Genomic DNA, 15,482 nt, shown 5'->3' with positions numbered 1-15,482 from the left:
GTGATTGATTTCAGTGTAAACGGCAAGCAACATCAAGTGGATGCGGAGCCAATGATGCCACTTTTATGGGTGCTTAGAGACATGTTAGGTCTTACTGGTAGCAAATATGGGTGTGGTATGGCTCAATGTGGAGCTTGTACCGTGCACATTGATGGACAACCCGTGAGAGCCTGCGTGATGCCAATTTCTGCCGTTGCGGGTAAAAAGGTAACGACCATTGAAGGACTATCAAAAGACGGTAATCATCCTATTCAGAAAGCGTGGATAGAACACAATGTTCCTCAGTGTGGTTATTGTCAATCAGGACAAATTATGAGCGCCGTAGCGTTGCTAGAGCAAAATGCCTCACCAAGCGACGAAGATATTGATAATTATATGCAAGGCAATATTTGCCGATGCGGAACTTATACGCGAATAAAAGCAGCTATAAAAAGTGTTTCTTCAGGGCCTGATCTTGCAAAAAATGTAGGAGATGATGCATGAACCATAAAATTGAAAATGTCAGTCGTCGACACTTTTTAAAAGTCTCTGGTATAGGTGCTGGTAGCTTTGTGCTAGGCAGTGCATTACCTATTGCTAAACCTGTATGGGCTGAGCAATCAAAACTTGCGGTTGAGCTAAACCTGTTTGTCAGCATTAACACGGATAACAGCGTTAATATTGTTTGTCATCGCAGTGAAATGGGACAGGGAGTACGAACTTCAATTCCTCAAGTTGTTGCCGATGAATTATGCGCAAAATGGGATTTGGTGTCGGTCGTGCAAGGGTTAGCCAATGCTGAATATGGAAGCCAAAATACCGATGGTTCTCGTTCAATACGACGTTTTTATACCACATTGAGGCAAATGGGAGCGGCAGCTAGAGCAATGCTCGAACAAGCCGCTGCCGATTTGTGGAAGGTGGATGTAAGTAGCGTTTATGCAGATGAAAGTTATATACATCATAAAAATTCTAATCGAAAAGTGAGCTTTGGCTATATTGCCGAAGCTGCTAGTAAATTAACACCACCAACCAATGAAGAATTAACTTTTAAATCTAAAAAAGATTTCAAATTAATTGGAAAGCCTATTACGGGTATTGATTTACCCAACATTGTTACAGGTAATGCCGATTTTGGCCAAGATATTAAAATGGATTCAATGCTATACGCCAGCATTGAACGCTCTAAAGTGTTAGGCGCTAAAGTTAAGTCGTTTAATGCGGATGCAGCTAAATCGGTTAATGGTGTTGTAGCAACGTTCAAAATGCCTGACCAGCCTACGCCAGTTGTGTTTCATCCTATGAATGGTGTTGCCGTTATTGCTACTAATACATGGTCAGCAATGCAAGGCCGCAAAGTACTTGATATTGAATGGGAGTTAGGCGCAAATGCCGAACATAATTCCGCTGATTATGTGACAGAATTAAAAAGTCGGATTGTCAATAAGGGTAAAGAAATCCGTGCCGAAGGAGATGCTTATGCAGATCTAGAAAAAGCGAAGCAAACCCATAGCGCGACCTATAGCATTCCTTATTTAATTCATGCTCCGATGGAGCCACCTGCAGCCACCGCGGTGTTTAAGGACGGAAAGTGTGAGATTTGGGCATGTACTCAAACTCCGCAATCCACACAAGCAAATGTGGCCAGGGCTTTGGGCATTGAAGCCGATGACGTGATTGTCAATGTGACCTTGTTGGGTGGCGGCTTCGGACGTAAATCAAAACCAGATTTTTCAGTTGAAGCGGCAATTTTGGCGAAAGAAATGCAACGACCCGTTAAGGTGGTTTGGAGTCGCGAAGATGATATTCAACAAGGCTTTTATCACGCAGTTAGTGTTCAGCATTTTGCTGCGGGTATGGACGAAAACAACCTCGTTAGTTCATGGTTACAACGTACTGCTTTTCCAAGTATTAGTTGGACCTTTACCGGCACAGTTGATGAACCGCAAGTGGGGGAATTATCTCTTGGATTCGGTGACGTACCATTTAATATTAAAAACTTGTCCTGTGAAACCCACAAGGCAACAGGGCATATTCGTATAGGTTGGATGCGCTCAGTGAGTAATATTCAACATGCATTTGCTCAAGGAAGCTTTGTGGATGAATTAGCTGCAAAAGCAAATATATCTACATATCAAATGTGGCAGCAATTACTCGGTGAAAATCGATTAGTAAATCCGAAAACGGAGAGCTTTGATTATCAAAACTATGGTGAATCATTGGATGTGTTTCCTATCGATATTAAACGCTTGAAACACGTGCTTAACGATGTCATTGAAAAATCCGGTGCTGATGGTGAGACATCAGCAAATGAAGGGTGGGGGATTAGTGTCCATCGCAGTTTTGTAACCTATTGTGCGGTTGCTACTAAAGTTAAAGTAGAAGAAAACAAAGTCACTGTGCTGGAAATGCATTCCAGTATCGATGCTGGAACTATCGTCAATCCTGACCGTGTGCGTTCTCAGCAAGAAGGTTCGATGATATTCGGTTTGTCATTAGCTTTGCTAGGTGAAATTTCTGTCAAAGATGGTGCGGTTGAGCAATCTAATTATCATGACTATCAAGTTTTGAGAATGTCTCAATGCCCTAAAATTGAAACCTATATCGTTGAATCTGATGCACCTCCTGGAGGAGTCGGCGAACCAGGTACGCCACCTGTTGCGGCGAGTTTAGCTAATGCGATATTTCATGCTAGCGGAAAGCGTATTAGGGATTTACCGATTAAAAATCATATGTCTGTTTAAAAACGGATAATATTATGTGATGGCTATCTTTTGTTTAGGCAATATGTCCATATCTCTAAGAGATGAAAACAAAGCCGTCACTTAAAACTAGCATTGTAATCACCAGTTTCTTTATTGGTTTTTTATGGTGTATCAAGTCCTATGAAATCTTATTTAATGTGGATTTATCCTGGTTAGGGGTATTTCCACATTCCAGTGGAGGATTGCTAGGTATATTTACCGCTCCGTTAGTTCATGGTTCATTAGAGCATTTATTTAACAATACTTTGTCATTGTTAATCTTGGGTTCGTTTCTTATTTATGGGTATCCAAAATCACGATGGCGTGTCATTGCTTTTGTATGGGTATTCTCAGGTTTAGGGGTTTGGCTTTTTGCTCGTGATGCCTTTCATATCGGTGCTAGTGGGTTAAGCCACGGCATATTTTTCTATTTATTCGTAGTGAGTCTATTTAGACGAGATAAAAGCTCAATTGCTATTATGATGGCGGCTTTCTTCATGTATGGCGGCATGACCATGACGATTTTTCCGCGTGAAGAAAGTATATCCTTTGAATATCACTTGTTTGGCGCGCTTGCCGGTATTGTGAGTGCGTTATTTTGGCGCAAACTTGATCCTAAACCCTCACTTAAACGCTATGAATGGGAAGATCAGCAAAACGCCGATGATCCCATAATTGGAGAGCAGTGGTTAGACTCTCACGATATTGAAGAAACCTATGATGACCAACAACGTCCGATACACATAAAAAGAGAGATAGACTAGATGTCAGATTCCATGAAAGTACTTTTCAGAGTTCGTTACGCAGAATGCGACGCACAACAAGTGGTATTCAATAGTCGATACGCGGAGTATGTGGATCTAGGTGCGACGGAGTTTATGCGTGGAGTTTTAGGGGGCTTTAATCATTTAATTGAACAAGGTTTCGACAATCAAGTGGTTAATCTTAATATTAGTTGGCAAGGACCAGCTAAATTTGATGATGTTATTGAAATGGCCATCTGGGTGTCAAAAGTTGGTACTTGTTCATATACATTGAGTTTGGAAATGCGCCATCATCTCACAAAAAAAGCAATCTGCTTAGCAGAGGTTATTTATGTAATGGTTGATGCTAAAACGTATAAAAAAGTTGAAATAAACGAGCAACTAAAACAAAAATTACTTGCAGGCGCGCCAACCCTGACGGTGAATTTAGCGGGAACTGATTGATTCAAAAATGAGTACTGGAACAAAAAACGCCGATGAATATCAATTCATCGGCGTTTATATTTCTACGTTAGAAAGTCTAGTTTAGGCTACAGAACCTGGTTTAGTGGCTGCCGCAGTTGAACTATTTGCTGTATTTGCCATGGATGCAGTTTTACCTGACACCTTTAAGCTAGGACGTTTATCAGCAGACAATGATTTAATTTCTATTTCATTAAAATCACTTTCAATAGATTTTGGTTTTGCCATCGGACTAGAGACTGGCGTTTTAACTACCTTAACTTTCGGCTTTTGCGCAGTTTTTGGTTTTACAGCAGTTTTTTGTTCTGGTGTGGTTTTGCTTTTAGCATCAGCCGTCACCTCAGCTTCTTCCACTTCTTGAACGTTAGCCACCGATTCGACTTCGGATGCTACTGCTTCAACTTTGGGTGCTACTGCTTCAACTTTGGGTGCTGCGCTTTCATTTATTACGTCACTGCTGTGACTATCAGCGTCTAGCTGAATTTCAACCTGTTCTGGTTGCGCAGGAGATACGTTGGCCGTTTTCTTGTCACTCGTATCCGCTTGCTTTTGCTCAACTTCAGAATTAGTTTGTGCGACAGTTGAATCTGTAGCTTCTTTAACTGCATCAGTTTTTTCAACATCTGCATTTGCTGATGATTCGGCTGTTGTCTCTTCAACTTTTTTCGCTCTTTTTCTTGAACGCGGTTTTGCTTTAGGCTTTTCAGCTTTTACCTCGTCAGAGGTATTAGCATCTTGCTTGGGCAATGTTTCCTGAGAATCAAACTTAAGCTCATCCTGAGCAACATCAACAACAGGAGTGTCTGTTGTATCTTGGTTTTCTTCAACAGATTCGCCTTCTTTTTTACGTTTTTGACCCGCTGCGCGAATATGTCTAGGAGAACGTCTGCTTCTGCTTCGCTCTGACTGATTTTCATCTTTATTATCTTTAGATGAATTGTCTTCTACCACTGAGTTATTTACATCAGCTTGAGCTACGTTTACCAAGTCTTCGTTCTTTTCGACGTCAACTTTCGCTTTTGGTTTGCTCGTTTTATTCACGTCTGTAGTCGTTTGTTCAACAGTCTTTTGCGTATCCGTATTTTCGCCGCGCACATTACGACGATTATCACGTCTCTTTCTGCGTTCAGCTACTTGTTCTTTCTTACGCTCTGGTTGACTTTGATTGTCTACGTTTTCTTTCGCTGCATCGTTCGTTTTCGCAGTTTGTGTTTTGTTGCGATTGTCACGACGTTGTTTTGGCTTTTGAGTACGCTTTTCACCTTGATTGTCAGCTTGTGGCTTATCATTGCGATCAGATTTATCTTGACGCTCTTTACGCTCTGTTGACCTAGGCTTACGATTTCCTGAACGATCATTGCGATTACGGCTATTTCGTTGAGGTCGTTTGTTTTGGTTCGTTTTCGGTGCTTTTTCTTTCGATTCATCTTCACTTTCAAACAAACCAGACAACCATTTAGAGAATTTGCCTAATAATGTAGGTTCAGCAGTTTTAGCAGAGGCGGGAGCCTGTTGCGGCGCTGCCATTCCTTGTAATACCGGTTGTTCTTTAGGTTTAATTTCCTGGGTTGGGTTATCTACTTCAGCTGACTGAGTATCCATTAACTCAACATTGTAACTTGCTTCTGTGACAGTATCGTCAGGACGTCTACGTGCAACGTGGTAATGCGGTGTTTGCAGGTTTGGATTAGGTATAACCAATAAAGCAACACCATGACGTTTCTCAATAGATTGAATAGAGCGTCTTTTTTCATTTAGCAAATAAGTAGCAACATTGACTGGCAATTGTGCTTCAATCTGGCCAGTATTGTCTTTAATGCTCTCTTCTTCCATTATTCGCAATACTGATAAAGCCAACGATTCAGTACCACGAATCGTACCGTGACCACTACAACGTGGACACACGATATGAGCTGATTCGCCAAGCGAAGGACGTAGTCTTTGACGCGACATTTCTAATAAGCCGAAACGCGAGATACGGCCAAGCTGTATTCTTGCGCGGTCATGTCTTACTGCTTCTTTTAAACGATTCTCAACTTCTCGTTGATGTCGAACAGGAGTCATATCAATGAAATCGATAACGACTAAACCACCTGCGTCACGCAATCTTAACTGACGTGCAATTTCATCCGCTGCTTCAAGGTTGGTATTGAATGCTGTTTCTTCAATATCGCCACCCTTTGTTGCTCTTGCTGAGTTAATGTCAATGGAGATCATCGCTTCAGTCGGATCAATCACAATAGAGCCGCCAGAAGGTAAACGTACTTCGCGTTGGAATGCAGATTCTATTTGAGTTTCGATCTGATAATGACTGAACAGTGGTACGTCGCCTTTATAAAGTTTAACTCTATTGGCAAAATCAGGTCTGACTAATTGGATATGCTGCAATGCTTTTTCATACACTTCTTGACTATCAATGAGTATCTCACCAACATCACGACGTAAATAATCGCGGATAGCTCTTACAATAACATTACTTTCTTGGTGAATAAGAAAAGGGGCTGCTTTTGTTTCAGACGCTTCTGAAATTGCATTCCAGTGACGGATTAGTACATTTAAATCATGCTCTAATTCTTCATAGGATTTACCAACACCAGCGGTTCTAACAATCAACCCCATTCCGTCAGGTAACTCTAGTTTACTTAAAGACTGTTTTAAATCTGTACGCTCGTCACCTTCGATACGACGTGAAATTCCGCCTGCACGTGGGTTGTTAGGCATTAAAACTAAATAACTTCCAGCTAAACTGATAAACGTAGTTAAGGCTGCGCCTTTTTGACCACGTTCTTCTTTATCAATTTGAATAATGACTTCTTGGCCTTCTTTTATCACATCTTTAATGCTTGGGCGGCCGTCGAACTTGTAACCTTGCGGGAAATAGGTTTTGGCAATCTCTTTTAACGGTAGGAAACCGTGGCGGTCAGCGCCGTAGTCAACAAATGCTGCTTCTAGGCTTGGTTCAACGCGGGTGATTGTTCCTTTATAAATATTGGCTTTCTTTTGTTCGTGGCCAGGGCTTTCGATATCAAGATCATAAAGCTTTTGTCCATCGACCAATGCAACACGCAACTCTTCTTGTTGAGTAGCGTTTATTAACATTCTTTTCATTGTATAAGACTCGGTTTTAGTACCGAATGCGGAATAACATTGAACTGAAAAAACGTGGCTTGCAAGCTGCATCAAGCTGAAATTTGTTTCAGTCTCACGACTGTAAAAACAGATCTTGTGCGCGTTTGGATATGCACGGAGTTAACCATATGCATTTGATTTCATTAAGGAAACTAGAATGTTTACAATCTGTAAACCAGTCTTAGACCCTTGGGTGAAACGCCTCACCCCAAATTTTTTTGTCTATCTTATCAAACTGATGTGGAGATAAATATTGCCCATCAGTTTGTTGCCAAATTCAATTCTTACTATTCTGCGATTGGTACTTTTTTATTGTATATCGCATGATGATTTGCGAATTTGCTTGCTCAACCATTCGAAAAAATACTCACTTCGACAGCAGCAATGCATCTCTATGTGTTACGAAATTTATTTCGTTGATGCCATACAAATTCTATTTTTCATCGCATTATTTACTGCTTTGCATCTGCAAAGCCAGCTAAACGGTTGGATTATCACATTAAAACTGACTGTCTGGCAAGCAATTAAAATATTAAACCTAATTTAAATATTTACGTTAGAATGCACAGCATTATGACTGATACAAATTTTGAAAAAGTACAATTTATCACCATCGATCCTGATCATGAAGGGCAGAGAATTGATAATTTTTTGCGCACCTTATTAAAAGGAGTGCCAAAAAGTCTCATTTATCGCATTTTACGTAAGGGGGAGGTGCGCGTTAATAAAAAACGCGTTAAGCCTGAATATAAACTAATGGGAGGTGACGAAATTCGTCTGCCACCTATTCGTGTGTCTGAAACCACAAATCAGGCGCCATCTACCAAGTTGGATAAAGTCGCCACGCTAGAATCTCACATTTTGTTTGAAGATGATGTGTTGATTGTGGTGAACAAACCTTCTGGAATGGCTGTGCACGGTGGTAGCGGTTTAAGTTTTGGCGTTATTGAGGCATTGCGAGCACTGCGTCCTACGGCAAAGTTTTTAGAGTTGGTGCATCGCCTTGATAGAGATACGTCGGGCTGTTTGTTAATCGCTAAAAAACGCTCAGCGCTAAAACATCTTCATGAGCAATTACGGAACAAAACTGTAGATAAGCGTTATCAAGCTTTGGTTCATGGTCATTGGCCTGAAAACCGCTTTAAAGTGAAAGCGCCGTTATTAAAAAATATAGTAAAGTCGGGCGAACGTATTGTGTCGGTTTCCACTGACGGCAAAGAATCTGAAACTCGTTATCGTATTTTAGAAACGTTTTCACAAGCCACGTTAGTCGAAGCGTCGCCGATTACTGGACGTACGCATCAAATTCGAGTGCATTGTCAACATGCTGGTCATCCGATTGCTTGCGATAGTAAATATAAAGATGATGAGTTTAATCACTACATGGCTGAAATAGGCTTAAATCGATTATTTTTGCATGCACATCGTATTCTCTATGTGCACCCAGTTAGTGGTCAACAAATGAGTCATACGGCTAATTTGGATAATACCTTGACTCAAACGTTGGCTAAGTTGCGCAAAAATGACGCTTAATTGTTTGGGGCTGACAATACACTGATATTAAAATTGTCTAATATGTCGCAAAGAGCAATCAATGGTAATCCTATTAAGGTATTTGGATCTCGGCCATGTAATTGACGGAATAAGGTGATTCCTAGCCCTTCGCACTTGAAGCTTCCTGCACAATCAAACGGCGCTTCTCTTGCGATATAATTGTCAATTTGTAAATCAGTTAATTGTCGGAAACTAACAGTGTATGGTTCTGTAATAGATTCTTGTTGACCGGTAGCGACATTTATAACGCACAGTCCAGTATGAAAAATGACATCTTTACCGCTGCATTGTTGCAATTGTCGCTTAGCATTTATGGCATTTCCCGGTTTGCCTAAAATTGCATTGTCGACACTAGCTGTTTGATCAGAACCAATAATAAGAGCGTCAGGGTAATGCTTAGCCACATCTTGAGCTTTTGCTTTGGCTAATCGCAGCGCCATGTCTTGAGCAGATTCATTTGGCTCACTATGCTCTTCAACATTTGGTTTGTGGCAGATGAAATCTAATTGCAGTTTGCTTAACAGGGATTTACGATATTTTGAGGTTGAAGCAAGTACGATTCTCACAATTATCCGTTTTATTTTCTAAAAGCCTGAATTATTATAAGGGTTATAGGCCTTTTGGCTATATTTTCCTTTGACTAACGAGATGACAATCTATATTATGCGCGCCCTATGCAGAAAGTGAAATTGCCCAAGTTAATTGATCCTGTCAAAAGTGCAACAAAACGCTCTGATTATCAGGGTGTGATGATGACGTCTGACATGCAACGTTTTCTTAGTGCAGTGGCCACCGCTGCTGATACTGTTGAAGCTGAAGTAAGATTCGATAAAGACGCGCAGGGTCTGAATTTTTTTCAAGGACAACTATCAACATCAGTGGAGCTTGTCTGTCAAAGATGTAATGAGCAATTTGCTCATTCAATTCACACATCTTTTTGTTTCAGTCCAATAAAACGGAAAGAGACTGAAGATGAGGTTGAATTGCCGGACATTTACGAACCGGTAGAGGTCAATGACCACGGAGAAATCAATCTACTGCAATTGTTCGAGGATGAACTAATATTGTCTTTGCCAATTGTTGCCCTTCATGCAGAGGAGGATTGCAACATAAAGCGGGATGAAATGCAGTTTGGTAAGATTGAACCGGCCGATGAACGTCCAAACCCTTTCGCGGTTTTGAAAGAACTTAAGCGAGACTAGGAGTAATGTAATGGCTGTACAAAAGAACAAGAAAACTCGTTCAAAGCGTGGCATGCGTCGTGCACACGATGCTTTGACAGGAGCGACTTTGTCTGTAGATTCAACTTCAGGTGAGACTCATTTGCGTCATCACGTGACTGTTGACGGTTACTACAAAGGCAAAAAAGTTATCGCTGACTAGCAGTAATGACTTTTAGCCGTCTAACCATTGCGTTAGATATTATGGGGGGCGACAACGGCCCCCATGTTACCTTACCTGCCGCTTTAAAAGCGCTGCAAGAAAATCCCCAATTATATTTTATTCTATGTGGCGATGAGAAAATCATCTCACAGTTTATGAGTCCCCAAAAATCAGCTATACGCGACCGGATTGAAATTCAACATTGTTCAGATCATGTTGCTATGGATGAGCGCCCAAGTTCAGCACTTCGAAATAAAAAAGATTCCTCAATGCGTCGCGCATTAGAAAGGGTTGAAAATGGTGATGCTGATGCCTGTGTAAGTGCTGGTAATACAGGTGCTTTACTAGCTATCGCTTATCATGTTTTAAAAACATTACCTGGTATCGATCGACCTGCATTGGTATCGGCTTTACCAACAGATGATCATCATAAATTGTTTTTATTGGATTTGGGAGCTAACGTTAATTGTGACTCTGAAACACTTTTCCAATATGCGGTAATGGGATCTGTGTTAGCTGAAGAAGTGGCAGGAATTGAAAATCCACGGGTGGCATTGTTAAACGTGGGTGAAGAACAAATTAAAGGCAATGATCAAGTCAAGTTTACTGCGCAATTACTTCAAGACGCTCCAGGCATTAATTATACTGGGTTTGTTGAAGGGAATGATATTTTTACTAATTGTGCAGACGTTGTAGTCACTGATGGATTTGTCGGTAATATTGCATTAAAAGCTTGTGAGGGATTGGCAACACTTGTTTTAGAAGAGTCTAAACGTGTTTCACAAGAAAATTGGTGGACTAAATTATTAGCAAAAATCGCGCTTCCATTGTTAAGAAAGATTTATCGGAGGGTGAACCCCGACCAGTACAACGGCGCGAGTCTGATAGGATTGCGCGGAATTGTGGTCAAGAGCCATGGAAACGCTTCGTCTGATGCTTTTCTGTTTGCCATTAAAGAGGCTGAGCAAGAAATTCAAAGACAAGTTCCGAAGAAAATAAAAGATAAAATTGAATCCGTGTTAATGGAGCGCTCTTAATATATGTACTCAAGAATAATAGGTACGGGTAGTTATTATCCAGCAGATGTGCGTACAAACGCTGATCTGGAATTGATGGTTGATACAACTGATGAATGGATAACAGATCGAACTGGTATAAAAGAAAGACGCATTATTGGCGCAAATGAAACCGCTGCAACTATGGGCTACGAAGCATCATTAAAAGCGATAGAAGCGGCAGGCATCGATAAGCGTTCCATTGATATGATCGTCTGCGCTACAACTAGTGGACGCTATGCGTTGCCCAGTACAGCCTGTGAAATCCAAAAAGCATTAGAAATTGATGGTATTCCTGCGTTTGATGTAGCTGCCGCGTGTGCAGGGTTTTGTTATGCTTTGAGTGTAGCTGACCAATATATCAAAACTGGAATGGTAAAACGTATATTAGTCGTTGGCACAGATTGTTTATCAAAAATGATCGATCCTGCTGACCGCTCAATGGTCATTCTATTTGGTGATGCAGCAGGTGCAACACTCATCGAGGCAAGTGAAGAGCCCGGAATTTTATCAACTCACATAAATGCGGCAGGTTCATATGGTGATCTTTTACAGATTGGACATATCGAACATGGCAATGAGCAATCAGTGCATGAAAACTGGGGAGTGATGAAAGGAAATGAGGTGTTTAAAGTGGCTGTTACCAAGCTTAGTGAAGTGGTTGAGCAAACTTTAAAAGCAAATAATATGGAAAAATCAGAATTAGATTGGTTAGTACCGCATCAAGCTAATTTTCGTATTATCAAAGCGACAGCTAAAAAATTAGAAATGTCATTAGATCAAGTTGTTCTTACCTTAGAAAACTACGGTAATACTTCTGCAGCAACAGTTCCTACAGCGTTAGATACCGCCATCCGAGATGGTCGAATTAAACGTGGTCAAAATTTATTGCTTGAAGCCTTTGGTGGTGGATTCGCATGGGCTTCAGCGTTAGTTAAATATTAATAAATTAAATAATTATTTAAGCAAGGGTTGATTTATGTCTAAACAAGCTTTTGTGTTTCCTGGCCAAGGCTCCCAATCTGTTGGGATGTTGGCTGATTTGGCGGCACACTTTCCGAAAATTAAAACAACTTTCGACGAAGCGTCAGATGCACTAGGATATGATTTGTGGGAATTGGTGCAACATGATGAAAATCAACAACTCAATCAAACTCATATCACTCAACCAGCGCTATTAACCGCAAGTGTTGCTATATATCGGTTACTTATTGAATCTGGTTATAACAAGCCTGACTTTATGGCTGGGCATAGCTTAGGTGAGTATTCAGCACTGGTTTGTGCAGACGTAATTGGTTTAAAAGAAGCGGTTAAGTTGGTTGAAGCAAGAGGACAGTTTATGCAACAAGCTGTTCCTGCTGGTAAAGGTGCAATGTACGCGATAATAGGATTAGCCGATAAGCTTATCTTAGAAGCGTGTGAAAAAGCGCAGGTACAAACTTCTGAAATTGTGTCGGCAGTAAATTTTAACTCACCCGGACAAGTGGTTATTGCAGGGACTACCAGTGCAGCCGAAGTCGCAGCAGAATTGTGTAAAGAAGCCGGTGCAAAACGTGCATTACCGCTAGCTGTAAGCGTCCCATCGCATTGTGCGTTGATGAAACCCGCTGCAGAGCAATTATCAAAACTGATTGACTCAATCACATTCTCAGAACCTAAAGTTGCCATTATCAATAATGTAGATGTTGCATCGCCGAGTGATGCGACTAGTATTAAAGATGCATTAATTAGACAGCTTTATTGTCCCGTTCGTTGGACTGAAACTATCGAGTATATGGCAACTCAAAATGTTGAACGTATATACGAAGTAGGGCCAGGTAAGGTACTTACAGGTCTAATTAAACGCATTGAAAAGTCAATTGCGACAGATGCGTTAAATACAGTTGAATCAGTCGAAAAACTACTGCAATAGGATTATTAAATGAGTGAACTAAACGGAAAAGTTGCGTTAGTGACTGGCGCCAGCCGAGGTATTGGTAGAGCTGTTGCGGAATCTTTGGCACAACAAGGTGCTGTCGTAATCGGTACGGCTACATCTGACAGCGGTGCAGAAGCAATTACATCTTACCTTGCAGAATATGGCGGTAAAGGGTTAACGTTAAACGTAACTGATCAGGATTCGCTTGAATCCGTATTGGCACAGATAAAGGAAAATCACGGCGAAATCGAAATTTTAGTTAATAATGCGGGCGTGACTCGTGATAACTTATTGATGCGCATGAAAGATCAAGAGTGGGATGATATTTTAAATACAAATTTAACGCCCATTTTTAAACTGACTAAAGCCGTATTACGTGGCATGATGAAAAAACGTTACGGTAGAATCGTAAATATCGGTTCGGTTGTTGGTAGCACTGGAAATCCAGGACAAGCTAACTATGCAGCAGCCAAAGCGGGTGTTATTGGTTTTAGCAAATCAACAGCCCGTGAAGTAGCCTCTCGTGGCATTACGGTTAACGTAGTTGCACCAGGTTTTATTGATACTGATATGACTAAGTCATTGACAGATGAGCAAAAAGAAGCGATTTTTAAAGATATTCCAGCTAACAGATTAGGCTTACCAAAAGAGATTGCCGCAGCTGTTAGTTTTTTAGTAAGTGACAATGCTGCTTACATTACGGGTGAAACAATCCATGTAAACGGTGGTATGTATATGGGATAATAAACGTATTGGATCGTCATGCTTTTAGAGCTTGATTGTTAAAATATTGTTTATTAGACTTATTTGATTCGGTGGTTTGACCAGAGAAAAAGTTAATTGTCTTGCTTGCAAGCGAGAGGCTAGCTGAATAAACTACCGGAAATTTAAACTCTAGCTACTTATAGGGAAAACTAGAATCATGAGTAACATCGAAGAGCGCGTTAAAAAAATCATCGTCGAGCAATTGGGCGTAAAAGAAGAAGAAGTAAAAGCTGAAGCGTCATTTGTGGATGATTTAGGTGCAGATTCATTAGACACTGTGGAATTGGTAATGGCTTTGGAAGAAGAGTTTGATACTGAAATTCCAGATGAAGAAGCAGAAAAAATTACTACTGTTCAATCTGCTATCGACTACGTTAACGCGAATAAAGACGCGTAAGACATTCCAAAAGACGGCTCTATTCGAGCCGTTTCTTCTTTATATTTAAAATAAGAATTTTATGCGGAGGCCTAAGTGTCAAAACGTCGCGTTGTAGTAACCGGTCTTGGCATGCTGACACCCTTGGGTGGAGACACCAACAGTACATGGGAAGGCATTATACAGGGTAAAAGTGGAATAGGTCCCATCACGTCATTTGATACCACTGATTTTACCACGCGTTTTGCGGGTGAAATTCCAAATTTTGATGTGGAAAGTTATATCCCCAAAAAAGAAACTAAAAAAATGGACCGCTTTATCCAACTAGGTATAGCAGCGGGAAAACAAGCTCTGGCCGATTCAAAATTAGAAATTACCCCTCAAAATGCAAGTCGAGTGGGTGTTGCTATTGGATCAGGTATCGGTGGTTTGGGATTAATTGAAGAAAATCATAAAAAAATGTTAGCTGGCGGGCCTCGTAAGCTTACGCCGTTTTTTGTGCCAGCAACAATTACCAATATGATTTCAGGTTTTCTATCTATTTTTGAAGGATTGAAAGGCCCCAATTTAAATATTGTGACTGCTTGTACAACAGGTGTACACAATATCGGTATTGCTGCTCGCACCATCGCATATGGCGATGCAGACGCAATGCTTGCAGGCGGTGCAGAATCATCGATCTCACCTTTAGGGGTAGGCGGTTTTGCTGCAGCAAGAGCTTTATCAACACGCAATGAACAACCTACCAAGGCAAGTCGTCCTTGGGATAAAGACCGTGATGGTTTCGTCATGGGCGAGGGCGCTGGCGTTGTGATGCTCGAGGAATATGAACAAGCCGTTGCCAGAGGTGCGACTATATATGCTGAATTAGTTGGCTTTGGTATGAGCGGTGACGCGTATCACATGACATCTCCTCCAGCAGACGGAGAGGGAGCAGCCGCCGCTATGGAAAATGCATTGAATGATGCCAAGGTTCCAGCAAGTGAAATTGGCTATATCAATGCTCACGGTACTTCAACCCCAGCGGGTGATGTTGCAGAAGTCGCGGCAGTCAAACGTATATTTGGCGCTGATGCAGAAAAAGTCTTAGTAAGTTCAACTAAATCAATGACTGGACACCTCCTTGGTGCTGCCGGAGCAGTTGAAGGCATTTTTACTTTATTAGCATTGCGTGATCAAATTGCTCCACCAACCATAAATCTAGATAATCCAGGCGAAGGGTGTGATTTAGATTTTGTGGCAAATGAAGCAAGAAAAGTTAGTATGGAATACGCGCTATGCAATTCATTTGGTTTCGGTGGGACTAATGGCTCTTTATTATTTAAGAGAATATAGCCCTATTCGGAATTGAAT

Annotated in this window: 15 protein-coding genes; 13 read left to right on the top strand and 2 right to left on the bottom strand. The window is 41.0% G+C overall.

Features of this window, described 5'->3' with window-relative positions; translation table 11 throughout:
• From GLIP_RS10850 to GLIP_RS10835, 4 genes are all read left to right on the top strand, one after another.
• Nucleotides 1-483, top strand: a complete 483-nt coding sequence (locus tag GLIP_RS10850; RefSeq protein WP_008844678.1) for a (2Fe-2S)-binding protein — start codon at nt 1-3, stop codon at nt 481-483.
• Nucleotides 480-2,723 (top strand): xanthine dehydrogenase family protein molybdopterin-binding subunit, encoded by a 2,244-nt coding sequence (locus GLIP_RS10845; RefSeq protein ID WP_008844677.1) that lies wholly within the window; start codon nt 480-482, stop codon nt 2,721-2,723. Before GLIP_RS10850 ends, GLIP_RS10845 begins: the two co-directional genes overlap by 4 nt.
• Nucleotides 2,724-2,785: 62 nt before the next feature.
• The gene (locus tag GLIP_RS10840; protein WP_008844676.1) at nt 2,786-3,487 is read left to right on the top strand and encodes a rhomboid family intramembrane serine protease; all 702 of its coding nucleotides are present in this window, start codon (nt 2,786-2,788) and stop codon (nt 3,485-3,487) included.
• Nucleotides 3,488-3,931, top strand: a complete 444-nt coding sequence (locus GLIP_RS10835; protein WP_008844675.1) for an acyl-CoA thioesterase — start codon at nt 3,488-3,490, stop codon at nt 3,929-3,931. It begins immediately after the preceding gene.
• An 81-nt stretch (nt 3,932-4,012) separates the two neighbouring features.
• Here the strand turns inward: GLIP_RS10835 and rne are convergent, their stop codons facing one another.
• Entirely contained in the window at nt 4,013-7,057 is a 3,045-nt protein-coding gene (gene rne / locus GLIP_RS10830; protein WP_226992210.1) for a ribonuclease E, read from the bottom strand.
• Between the two features lie 594 nt (nt 7,058-7,651).
• Here rne and rluC point away from each other — a divergent pair.
• Entirely contained in the window at nt 7,652-8,611 is a 960-nt protein-coding gene (gene rluC, locus GLIP_RS10825) for a 23S rRNA pseudouridine(955/2504/2580) synthase RluC (RefSeq protein WP_008844671.1), read from the top strand.
• Here rluC and GLIP_RS10820 read toward each other — a convergent pair.
• Nucleotides 8,608-9,198, bottom strand: a complete 591-nt coding sequence (locus GLIP_RS10820) for a Maf family protein (RefSeq protein WP_008844670.1) — start codon at nt 9,196-9,198, stop codon at nt 8,608-8,610. The genes rluC and GLIP_RS10820 overlap by 4 nt on opposite strands.
• 108 nt (nt 9,199-9,306) lie before the next feature.
• Here GLIP_RS10820 and yceD point away from each other — a divergent pair, with 108 nt between their 5' ends.
• From yceD to fabF, 8 genes are all read left to right on the top strand, one after another.
• Nucleotides 9,307-9,834, top strand: coding sequence for a 23S rRNA accumulation protein YceD (gene yceD / locus GLIP_RS10815; RefSeq protein WP_008844669.1), 528 nt, complete (start codon nt 9,307-9,309; stop codon nt 9,832-9,834).
• Nucleotides 9,835-9,844: 10 nt separating this feature from the next.
• Nucleotides 9,845-10,015 (top strand): 50S ribosomal protein L32, encoded by a 171-nt coding sequence (gene rpmF, locus GLIP_RS10810; protein WP_008844668.1) that lies wholly within the window; start codon nt 9,845-9,847, stop codon nt 10,013-10,015.
• 5 nt (nt 10,016-10,020) lie between these two features.
• Nucleotides 10,021-11,052: a phosphate acyltransferase PlsX gene (gene plsX, locus GLIP_RS10805; protein ID WP_008844667.1), complete on the top strand. Its 1,032-nt coding sequence runs from the start codon at nt 10,021-10,023 to the stop codon at nt 11,050-11,052.
• 3 nt (nt 11,053-11,055) lie between these two features.
• Nucleotides 11,056-12,015, top strand: coding sequence for a beta-ketoacyl-ACP synthase III (locus tag GLIP_RS10800; protein ID WP_008844666.1), 960 nt, complete (start codon nt 11,056-11,058; stop codon nt 12,013-12,015).
• 34 nt (nt 12,016-12,049) lie between these two features.
• Nucleotides 12,050-12,982: an ACP S-malonyltransferase gene (fabD, locus tag GLIP_RS10795; RefSeq protein ID WP_008844665.1), complete on the top strand. Its 933-nt coding sequence runs from the start codon at nt 12,050-12,052 to the stop codon at nt 12,980-12,982.
• A 9-nt stretch (nt 12,983-12,991) separates the two neighbouring features.
• Complete coding sequence (gene fabG / locus GLIP_RS10790; RefSeq protein ID WP_008844664.1) at nt 12,992-13,732, top strand: 3-oxoacyl-ACP reductase FabG; 741 nt, start codon at nt 12,992-12,994, stop codon at nt 13,730-13,732.
• A gap of 178 nt (nt 13,733-13,910) precedes the next feature.
• Complete coding sequence (acpP, locus tag GLIP_RS10785) at nt 13,911-14,150, top strand: acyl carrier protein (RefSeq protein ID WP_008844663.1); 240 nt, start codon at nt 13,911-13,913, stop codon at nt 14,148-14,150.
• A 75-nt stretch (nt 14,151-14,225) separates the two neighbouring features.
• Nucleotides 14,226-15,464 carry a beta-ketoacyl-ACP synthase II gene (gene fabF / locus GLIP_RS10780; RefSeq protein ID WP_008844662.1) on the top strand — a complete coding sequence of 413 codons (1,239 nt, stop codon included), beginning with the start codon at nt 14,226-14,228 and terminating at the stop codon, nt 15,462-15,464.
• Nucleotides 15,465-15,482 lie beyond the last annotated feature (18 nt).

Origin of the sequence: Aliiglaciecola lipolytica E3 (genome assembly GCF_000314975.1) — a bacterium.
Lineage (GTDB): Bacteria > Pseudomonadota > Gammaproteobacteria > Enterobacterales > Alteromonadaceae > Aliiglaciecola > Aliiglaciecola lipolytica.
This window is presented reverse-complemented; position numbering and strand designations above follow the sequence as displayed.